Source organism: Kluyvera ascorbata ATCC 33433, from assembly GCF_000735365.1.
Taxonomy (GTDB): Bacteria; Pseudomonadota; Gammaproteobacteria; order Enterobacterales; family Enterobacteriaceae; genus Kluyvera; species Kluyvera ascorbata.
The window spans coordinates 1-8247 of the sequence record NZ_JMPL01000159.1 but is presented as its reverse complement, the minus strand read 5'-3'; the positions used below and the strand labels follow the sequence as shown (position 1 = coordinate 8247).

The 8247-nt window shown below is 55.9% G+C and carries 8 protein-coding genes; 6 read left to right on the top strand and 2 right to left on the bottom strand.

Annotated elements, in window-relative coordinates; genetic code table 11:
* The 3 genes from GKAS_RS24990 to GKAS_RS21675 form a co-directional block, all read left to right on the top strand.
* On the top strand, nt 1-968 hold a 968-nt coding region (locus GKAS_RS24990), incomplete at its 5' end, for a DUF6883 domain-containing protein (protein ID WP_051910833.1).
* An 8-nt stretch (nt 969-976) separates the two neighbouring features.
* Entirely contained in the window at nt 977-1192 is a 216-nt protein-coding gene (locus GKAS_RS21680) for a DUF4926 domain-containing protein (RefSeq protein ID WP_246870760.1), read from the top strand.
* A gap of 50 nt (nt 1193-1242) precedes the next feature.
* On the top strand, nt 1243-1443 hold the full coding sequence (locus tag GKAS_RS21675; protein WP_035897376.1) for a DUF4926 domain-containing protein: 201 nt from the start codon (nt 1243-1245) through the stop codon (nt 1441-1443).
* 240 nt (nt 1444-1683) lie between these two features.
* On the opposite strand, the gene tynA is transcribed toward GKAS_RS21675, so the two are convergent.
* Both tynA and paaZ read right to left on the bottom strand, forming a co-directional pair.
* Nucleotides 1684-3951 (bottom strand): primary-amine oxidase, encoded by a 2268-nt coding sequence (gene tynA / locus GKAS_RS21670; RefSeq protein WP_035897374.1) that lies wholly within the window; start codon nt 3949-3951, stop codon nt 1684-1686.
* Between the two features lie 248 nt (nt 3952-4199).
* On the bottom strand, nt 4200-6245 hold the full coding sequence (gene paaZ / locus GKAS_RS21665; protein WP_035897372.1) for a phenylacetic acid degradation bifunctional protein PaaZ: 2046 nt from the start codon (nt 6243-6245) through the stop codon (nt 4200-4202).
* 285 nt (nt 6246-6530) lie between these two features.
* Here paaZ and paaA point away from each other — a divergent pair, with 285 nt between their 5' ends.
* The 3 genes from paaA to paaC form a co-directional block, all read left to right on the top strand.
* Entirely contained in the window at nt 6531-7463 is a 933-nt protein-coding gene (gene paaA / locus GKAS_RS21660) for a 1,2-phenylacetyl-CoA epoxidase subunit PaaA (protein WP_035897370.1), read from the top strand.
* Nucleotides 7464-7474: 11 nt separating this feature from the next.
* Complete coding sequence (gene paaB / locus GKAS_RS21655) at nt 7475-7762, top strand: 1,2-phenylacetyl-CoA epoxidase subunit PaaB (RefSeq protein WP_032943000.1); 288 nt, start codon at nt 7475-7477, stop codon at nt 7760-7762.
* Nucleotides 7763-7769: 7 nt separating this feature from the next.
* Nucleotides 7770-8247 (top strand): 1,2-phenylacetyl-CoA epoxidase subunit PaaC (paaC, locus tag GKAS_RS21650; RefSeq protein ID WP_035897367.1); only part of this gene is annotated, 478 nt, incomplete at its 3' end.

Sequence of the window (8247 nt, the reverse complement as noted above, 5' to 3'; positions counted from 1 at the left end):
CAAAGCGACGAAGAGGGGTTTACCACCGATTCGCGGCTCAACCCTATAAACGCAAGCGACTTACTGAATACGACGGGCTCTACGATGACGTGAAATGGAATCTGGATCACGGCTGGATGGTCGGCGTAGACACCCAGGAAAAATGGGACCACTTCCGTAATCCATTCTACTTCGATGATGACAGTAATCTGATTTATGACTGCTTCATGGATACCTATAGCGAGGGTTTTCAGCAGGCAGTGCGTCAAATCTATGAATATAGCCTCAGCGAGCATCAGGGAAGAAAGCCGTCTCCGACCATTAAACATCACTATTCCGATGTTCCGATACAGCACGCCCAAGCGGGTAAAATTATCAACAGCAAAGCAGTTGGACGTCTTCTGGCTGCGGGTGGTATCTACAATGGTAATGTCGAGGAATTCCATCAGACCGCACAGCAGCTCGGTGGCGATGCGCCAGCAGGTTATGACCAGGTCATGGACAACAAGGGGTTATTGATTACCGCAGCGTCTGTCGCCGCCGGGCTGGCGATGGGAAGAATTAACGTAGCTGGAGAATTAGAAGAATTATCGACATTCAGCAAAATCCCCACGTTTGAATCGCCAGTTTTAAGGGGATTTATCTCTGAGTCAGGAACATTACTAAATGCCGAACATGCTGTTGTCGATTACAGAAAACTATCTACTTACTCTTTAAACCCTACTCATCCAAGTGGAGGGCATAAAGCGAGGGTGTTCCAGTCAGCACTGGGTTATAGCCCAACGAATGCTGACGTTTTAGGTCTACGAGTTCAGGAGGGGGTATTGTCGGCACCAGCGAAGATGCTAGACCCAATTAATTTTGGGCAAAAAATGGCTGTAGACATACCCATTTTGGGGGTAAATGGCGAAACAGCGATAGTTCGAACGGGCTGGATCTATGAAACAGATTCGTTAGTACCAAGGCTAACCACTATTTTTGTGAAATGAGAGTGCTAATGATGAAACGAGCCGAATTTGATGTCGTACTTTTAGCAGAGGATTTGCCTGAGGAAGGCTTAGCAAAAGGGATGATCGGGACGATAGTCGTGGTATTTGAAAACCCTACACTTGCTTATCTCGTTGAGTTCTGTGATGAAAAAGGCCGAACAATTGCTCTGCCCGCATTGTTACCAGACCAAATGAGTGATTATCTTCCACCAGAGAGAACCTGATACCGCCGTTCCACGTATGACAACGATTTTCGTGAAGTGAGATGTAATCCATGAGAAGAGAAGAGTTTGAGGTGGTTGTGTTAGCAGAAGATTTGCCGGATAAAGGGTTAACTAAAGGCGTACTGGGTACCATCGTATTCATACATGAAAAACCATATCTGGCTTACATGGTTGAATTTGTTGATGATGAAGGGCGAACTATTGCGATGCCTGATCTTTTGCCTGAGCAAGTAGCGGATTACAGCCTCTAAAACGATGCAAATCAAATTAAGCAGAAATGTGGAATGTCAGTCCTTGGAACAGGGCTGCTATTGCAGCTCAGAAAACCTTAAACTTCATGCTTTGGTAACGGACTGTGCTGTTTAACTGCTTGACATCGGATACGTTCCCGGCGGCGCTGCGCTTGGCCGGGCTACAATCGAATGTAGCCCGGACTCCGCTTCGAACACAAAAAGACGGCCCCATCTCTGGGGCCGTCTTAGCATCACAACTTACTTCTTCTTCTCGCCCAACGTCGGGGTCTCGTCAAAGAAGTTCCACGGTTTCAGCAGCGCGTGGGCCCACTCGGTTGGCATAATCGGCCACTCTTCGGCGCGCGCCACGTGGGTGGTGCCGGTGGTTATCCATACCACGTCATCGTGGTTGGTCAGCGACTCGTCATCCTTCGCGTACTGGCCGAGGCCGGTATCGTGCACCGAACGGTTCGGGTATTTCCCTTCCGGATAGCGCTCATCCTGATGGTAACGGGTCACCCACAGCTGTTTATCCATAAAGCTCAGGCGGTGGTAAATCCACTCGTCCGGGGCAAACTTCGCGCCGGTTGCCGCCGGGTGCGTGCCGCCTGCGTAAGGGATAATCTGGTAGGAGACCGGGTTACCCATACGGTTTTCTTTAGTGGTGTTGCTCAGCAGGCGAATCGTGCCCGGATCAAATTTCTGCGCCGCTTTCTGCTCGCTGTCGATGGTGTACTGGTTCACCTGCATGGTACTGGTACGCGGGCCGCCCGCGGTGTTCGGCTTCACTTCCGGGTCCATCGCCACCAGGCTGTTATTCTCGCCGTCCACGTCAAGGTCGAGGCGGAAGTTGTAAATATGCTGGTGGGTGGTGCCGACGATATTATGGTCGATCAGCGTGCCGTAACGGGTGTCGTCTTTGGCGCTTGGGTCGTGCATGGTTTTCGCCTTCACGCCTTTAACCGCTTCAATACCGGTCGCCCCGGCGTCGATGCCGATGGTGCCGTTTTCGTGGAATACCCAGTCGAAGATGTAGTCGTAGTTACCCACGGTGCTGATCCAACGGACCACCAGTTCACGGCGCTCGGTGCTGACGTTCGGCTGGCCCATCTCCTGGTGTTTATATTCCGGACCGGCGTAGCGTTCGAATACCGCCACGGCGCGAGGAATGGTGGTTGGCGTGCCGGTGTAGTCGGCGATGGTCTCATCCAGCAGTACGGCGTTGTTCGGCGCATCTTTGCCGCGAGCGATTGGCGAGGTCAGGGTGCCCATGCCGTAGTCGCCGGAGTCCAGATATGCTTTGAAGTACCAGCCCACGTCCGGGTCGCCGTAAGGCACGATCATCCCGCCGAGCGATCCTTCGTACATCACCTGGCGCTTGGTACCGTTATCGTTATAGGTCACGGTGGAGAGAATTGGCCCCACGCGGGAGTTCAGGCGCAGGTGGAAGTCCCAGTTCCGCCAGTGGATCATATCGCCGGTGATGGTGTAGTTTTTACCTTCCGGCTCGATGATATCCAGCGGTTTCACCGTTTTAGCTACGCGGTCGCGGCCATCAAACGGACGGGCTTCCATCGGGACAGGAATCACCGGGCCTTCTTCAATCTTGATGATTTTCTTCTGCTCAAGGTCAACCACCGCCACCAGGTTTTCGATCGGGTGCGCCCAGTAGTTGCCGTCGCCGGTATCCAGATAGCTCACCACTTTCAGCAGGCGCGCGTCCTGCTTCAGGCCGTCTTTACCGTCAAAGTAGCCGACGGTCAGCGGGGTGGTGACCACTTTAGTGGTGTCTTTAATGCCGTGTTTTTTCAGCACGTCAGCAAATTCGGTGCTGGCGTTGATGATGTTCTGCACACTGACGAAGTCGTCAATCAGCACCATGCCGTGCGCATCTTTAATCGGTGTCCAGGAGAGGACTTTTTTGTTTTGCAGGTCAACCACGGCTTCAATCACGTGCTTGCCGTCCAGCATCACCACGTCGGCGGTGCGCGGGGCATTAACCGGGGTGCCTTTTAAGGCAAAGGCCCATACCGCCTGTTTGTCCGGTTCATGCAGGGAAATCTCGGTAAAGCGGGTGTTCGGCTGGAACTCCGGTGCGGCCTTCACAATGGTGACCGCTTCGCTGATTTCGGCGGAAGAGAGCGAGTTCAGCGGGTGCGGTACTTTCTCAACCTGGAAGGTTTGATCGAGGCCCGACTGGAAAACGTCGTTGATAAAGGTGTCGGATACCCACGCTTTACCGTCTTTCATTACCACCGGCACCTGCAGGTTCAGGGTTTTGCCGTTGACGATGGCGGTTTTCGCTCCCGGTTTTACCTTCACGAACGCCCCGTCTTTAATCAGGGTGTACATCTGCGCGTAATCATCCCACTGGACGTCCGCGCCGAAATCTTGCAGGGTTTTATCCATCGGAACCATATGCGCTTCGCCGCCGTGGGCGAATGCCGGAGCTTGCCAGGCGCAGAACAGGGCGACGGCCAGCGCCAGCGCTGTTTTACGGTTTGAACGAATCGAGCCTTTTGACATTGTGACCTCATTTTATCGTTATGTTGTGCCTTGCCGCTGCTACTTCGGCTTCAGTCTCTTAAGCTAACAGCGGAAGGTCACGAAGCGTTTGCTTGCGCTTGCCAGGTTGTTTGTCAGTTTTGCCAGTTACAAAAAATGCCTCCGCAGAGGCATTGGGTTTTCATGTGGTGCATTCCCGGCGTCGCTTCGCTCGGCCGGGCTACGAGTTCATTTTGTAGCCCGGCCGAGGCGTAGCCGACGCCGGGGTCTTACGCCGGGAAATCCCCGTGCTGACGCGCAACCAGCGTCAGAATGGAATACAGCGCTACCGCCTGCTGATGCTGATTGAAAATCTCCACCGCCCATTCCACTACGCCGGTGGCTTTTTCTTCGGCGTTGCGCTGGCGTTTGACCGTTTTACGCTTACAGGTGAGACGCACCTGAATGGTATCGCCGGGTTTCACCGGCTCGATAAAGCGCAGGTTTTCCATACCGTAGTTGGCGATCACCGGGCCGACGCCCGCATCAACGAACAGACCCGCAGCGGCGGAAATCAGGAAATAACCGTGCACCACGCGTTCGCCGAAAATGGAGTCGGCGGCGGCAATCTTGTCCATATGGGCATAGAAGTGGTCGCCGCTGAGGCAGGCGAAGTTCACGATATCCGCTTCGGTTAACGTACGGCGCGGGGTCAGCAGGCTATCGCCCGGCTGGATCTCTTCGAAATACTTACGGAACGGATGAATACGATCTTCCACCACCTGCGCGCCGCGTACCCATTGCTGGCTTACCGCCGCCAGCATGGTTGGGCTGCCCTGAATGGCGGTGCGCTGCATATAGTGTTTCACCGCGCGCAGGCCGCCCAGCTCTTCACCGCCGCCTGCACGTCCCGGACCGCCGTGTACCAGCTGCGGCAGAGGTGAGCCGTGACCGGTGGATTCTGTCGATGATTCTTCGTTCAGTACCTGAATACGCCCGTGTGCGCGGGCCGCGCCGAGGATAAATTCGCGCGCCAGTTCGCCGCTTGCCGTCACCAGCGTGCCCGCCAGGCTGCCTTCACCGGCGCGAGCCAGCGTCATCGCGTGTTCGCTATTCTTATACGGCATCAGAGTGGCGACCGGGCCAAAGGCTTCAATCGCATGCACCGCGGAAACTTCATCCGGCTGCGCGCAGAACAGCAGGGTTGGTGGGAAGAACGCCCCGGACGCGTTGAGATCCGCTTTGCCCCCCAGCAGCACTTCACATCCGGCTTCCACCAGACGGTTAACGTTGTCCTGCACGTCCTGACGCTGATCGCTATTGACCAGCGAGCCCATCTTCACGCCTTCCTGCGCCGGGTCGCCGACCACCACTTTTTGCAGACGAGCAATCAGCGCGTCGCTCACCGCTTTCACCTGAGCCTGCGGCACGATAATGCGGCGGATAGCGGTACATTTTTGCCCGGCCTTGGTGGTCATCTCGCGGACCACTTCACGGATAAACAGGGCAAATTCCGGCTGCTCTGGCGTGACATCGTCGCCCAGCACGCAGCAGTTCAGCGAGTCCGCTTCCATGGTGAAGGGGACAGACTTCGCCACTAGGTTCGGGTGCACGCGCAGCTGCTGCCCGGTATGCGCCGAACCGGTAAAGGTCACCACGTCCTGGCTGTCGAGGTGGTCGAGCAGGTCGCCCGCGCCGCCGCAGATAAGGCTAATCGCACCGTCCGGCACCAGGCCGCTGTCGATGATGGCTTTCACCATCGCCTGGGTGAGTTGGGCGGTAGCGGTCGCCGGTTTGATGATTGCAGGCATACCGGCAAGCCAGGTCGGTGCCAGCTTCTCTAACATGCCCCAGCAAGGGAAGTTAAAGGCATTGATGTGCACCGCGACGCCGGACTTTGACGTCAGCACGTGGCGTGCGGCAAAGCCACCCTGTTTGGACAGCGGGATCAGTTCATCTTCAGGCCACAGCACGTCGTCCGGCAGTTCGCGGCCGCCCAGACTTGCATAGGTGAAGAGGGTGCCGATACCGCCTTCGATATCCACCCAGCTATCGCCGCGCGTTGCGCCGGTTTCGGCGGAGATGGCGTAGAAATCGGCCTTGAGATCCATCAGATGTTTGGCGACCGCCTTCAGCATCGCGCTGCGTTCAATAAAGGTCATCGCCTGAAGCGCTTTGCCGCCGTGCTCAATGGCGAAGCGACGCGCCTGCGCCATATCCAACCCTTCGCTTGTCACTTCCCACAGCGGTTCGCCGCTGATGGCGTGGTGAATGGTACGGGCACGGCCCCGGCCGGTTTGCCAGGTGCCGGACAAATAGCTGGCTAACTGCTGCATGGTGTTTCTCCAGATATGTTACGTAAACCTGCATTTAATAGTTCTTTTCTGAATCATGAAAAGCAAGCCTTATTTTAATAATTTATTAACAATGCGATCGCAGACACTTTACGTGTATTGATTATGATTCGGTTTCACTGCGATAAATCAACGGGTATTGCGGTACTCATCACAAAACTCACAAACAAAATTTGTGGTTCTATTTAACTAAGATGTAACTTTTATAAAACAACATGATTCACAAAAATTGATTTGTTGAATTTATCGGAATCATAAGGTGATGACGTGACAACAGAAGAACAACGCTTTGACCAGCGCATCGCGCAGGATACCGCCATCGAACCGCAGGACTGGATGCCGGACGCGTACCGCAAGACGCTGATCCGCCAGATTGGCCAGCATGCGCACTCGGAAATCGTCGGCATGCTGCCAGAAGGCAACTGGATCACCCGTGCCCCAACGCTTCGCCGTAAAGCGATTCTGCTGGCGAAGGTGCAGGACGAAGCCGGGCATGGCCTTTATCTCTATAGCGCGGCGGAAACCCTCGGCTGCGCGCGTGAAGACATCTACCAGAAGATGCTCGACGGGCAGATGAAGTACTCCTCCATCTTTAACTACCCGACGCTCACCTGGGCGGATATCGGCGTGATCGGCTGGCTGGTCGATGGCGCGGCGATCGTCAACCAGGTGGCGCTGTGCCGTACCTCTTACGGCCCGTATGCCCGCGCGATGGTCAAAATCTGCAAAGAAGAGAGCTTCCACCAGCGACAGGGCTTTGAAGCCTGTATGGCGCTGGCGGCAGGAAGTGAAGAACAGCGTCAGATGCTGCAGGACGCCATTAACCGCTTCTGGTGGCCGGCGTTAATGATGTTTGGGCCGAGCGACGACAACTCGCCGAACAGCGCCCGCAGCATGGCGTGGAAAATCAAACTGCATTCCAACGATGAACTGCGTCAGCGTTTCGTCGACAACACCGTCCCGCAGGTCGAGATTCTCGGCATGAAGGTGCCGGATGCGGACCTCTATCTGGACGAGGCCACCGGTCACTATCGCTACGGAGAAATCGACTGGCAGGAACTGAATGAAGTCATCAGCGGGCGTGGTATTTGCAATCACGAACGTCTGGGCGCCAAGCGCAAAGCCTGGGAAGAGGGTGCATGGGTGCGCGAAGCCGCACTGGCTCATGCCGAAAAACAACGCGCTCGCGATGCCGCCTGAGGAGAAAAAAGATGAGCAAAACATACTGGCCGTTATACGAAGTATTTGTCCGCAGCAAACAGGGTCTGTCGCACCGTCACGTGGGCAGCCTGCACGCCGCCGACGATCAGATGGCGCTGGAAAACGCGCGTGATGCCTACACCCGCCGCAGCGAAGGCTGCTCTATCTGGGTGGTGAAGGCGAGCGAAATCGTCGCCTCCCAGCCGGAAGAACGCGGTGAGTTTTTCGACCCTGCTGAGAGCAAGGTCTACCGTCATCCGACCTTCTACACCGTGCCAGACGGCATGGAACATATGTGAGGCAACGATGAACACGCAAAACCCCGTTGCAACCTATGCACTGCGTCTTGGTGATAACGGCCTGGTGCTGGCCCAGCGTTTAGGTGCCTGGTGCGGCCACGCGCCGGAACTGGAAATTGACCTGGCGCTGGCCAATATCGGCCTCGACCTGCTGGGTCAGGCGCGCAACTTCCTGAGCTATGCCGCCGAACTGAACGGCAGCGGCGACGAAGACACGCTGGCCTTTGGCCGCGACGAACGCCAGTTCAGCAACGTGCTGCTGGTCGAACAGCCGAACGGCAATTTCGCCGACACCATCGCCCGTCAGTTCTTTATGGATGCCTGGCACGTGGCGCTGTTCAGCCGTCTGGTTAACAGCCGCGACGCGCAGATTGCCGCCATCGCCGCCAAAGGGCTGAAAGAGGTGCGTTATCACCTGCGCTTTAGCCGCGGCTGGCTGGAGCGTCTGGGCAACGGTACCGACTACTCCGCGCAGTTGATGCAGC